The organism is Streptomyces sp. 8P21H-1, from assembly GCF_013302945.1.
Genome location: NZ_JABTYA010000006.1, coordinates 452 through 2,180, shown reverse-complemented (window position 1 = coordinate 2,180; position 1,729 = coordinate 452). Strand labels below are relative to the sequence as shown.

2 protein-coding genes are annotated in these 1,729 nt (G+C 73.5%); both read left to right on the top strand.

Annotation, left to right across the window (positions count from 1 at the left end; genetic code table 11):
• The coding region (locus HO151_RS00170) for an acyl carrier protein (protein ID WP_173894109.1) at positions 1 to 584 on the top strand (584 nt) is incomplete at its 5' end.
• Between the two features lie 32 nt (positions 585 to 616).
• The coding region (locus tag HO151_RS00165) for a beta-ketoacyl synthase N-terminal-like domain-containing protein (protein ID WP_173894108.1) at positions 617 to 1,729 on the top strand (1,113 nt) is incomplete at its 3' end.

The window sequence follows — 1,729 nt, the reverse complement described above, 5'->3', positions numbered from 1 at the left end:
AGCGGGCCGGACGGGCACCGGCCGACGGAGCGGACGCGCTCAGCACCCGGCTGGCCGGCGTGGGCGCCGCCGACCGGCAGGCGATCCTCCTCGACCTGGTCCGGCAGGAAGCGGCCCACGTCCTCGGCCACAGCTCCGCCGGCCGCATCGGCCACGGGGCGGCCTTCACCGACGTCGGCTTCGACTCGCTCACGGTGATCGAACTGCGCGACCGGCTCCTCGCCCGCACCGGGCTGCGCCTCCCCGCCACCTTCGCCTTCGACTTCCCGACACCCGTGACACTCGCCGACCACCTGAACGCCCTGCTGGACCCAGGCACCGCGGAGGATCCGCTGCTGGACGAGCTGGCACGGCTGGAGGACCTGGTGGCGGCCCGCCCGGCCGACCGGGCCAAGGACACCGTCGCCGCCGCCCGGCTCCGGGTGCTGGCGGCCCGGCTCAGCACCGTCGCCCCCGGACCGGCCGACGGCACCGACAGCATCCAGACGACGCTCGACACGGCGTCGGTCGACGACGTCCTGGCCTTCATCGACGAGGAGTTCGGGATCGCCGGCCCGTCGGACCCCAGCCGCGCCCACGAGTGAACGCCCACGAGCGAAGAGGAAGGTGACCCCCGGTGGACAATGACGAGAAACTGGTCCGGTATCTCAAGCGGGTGACCGCCGACCTGCACGAGACCCGGCAGCGGCTCGACCGGATCGAGGCCGCGCGCACGGAACCCGTCGCCATCGTCGGCATGGCCTGCCGCCTGCCGGGTGGTGTCACCTCCCCGGAGGACCTGTGGGACCTGGTGGCGGCCGGTGGCGACGCCGTCGGTGCCTTCCCCGAGGACCGGGGCTGGGACCTGGACCGCCTCTTCGACCCTGACCCCGACCACCCCGGCACCAGCTACGTCCGCGAGGGCGGTTTCCTGCGCGACGCGGGCGACTTCGACGCGGCCGTCTTCGGCATCTCCCCGCGCGAGGCCCTGGCCATGGACCCGCAGCAGCGACTGCTCCTCGAGACGTCCTGGGAGGCGTTCGAACGGGCCGGCATCGACCCCACCGCCCTGCACGGCAAGGACGTCGGCGTGTACTTCGGCACCCTCAACCAGGATTACGCCACCGGCGTCGACGCGGTTCCCGACGGCGTCGAGGGCTACTTGATGACGGGCAGCTCGGCGAGCGTGCTCACCGGCCGGGTGTCGTACGCGCTCGGCTTCGAGGGCCCCGCGGTGACGGTGGACACGGCGTGCTCGTCGTCCCTGGTCGCCCTGCACCTGGCCGCCCAGGCCCTCCGGTCAGGCGAGTGCTCCATGGCCCTGGTGGGCGGCGCCACCGTGATGTCGACGCCCAGCGTCTTCGTCGGATTCTCCCGGCAGCGCGGCATGGCCGAGGACGGCCGTTGCAAGGCGTACGGCGCGGCGGCGGACGGCACGGGCTGGGCAGAGGGCGTGGGCGTGCTGCTGGTGGAGCGCCTGTCGGACGCGCAACGGCTGGGACACCGGGTCCTGGCGGTGGTACGCGGCTCGGCCGTCAACCAGGACGGCGCCTCCAACGGCCTCACCGCCCCCAACGGCCCCTCCCAGCAACGCGTCATCCACGACGCCCTGGACGCCGCCCATCTCGCTCCTTCGGACATCGACGCGGTGGAAGGCCACGGCACCGGCACCCGGCTCGGCGATCCGATCGAGGTGCAGGCGCTGATGGCGGCATACGGGCAGGACCGCGAACGTCCCCTGTGGCTGGGC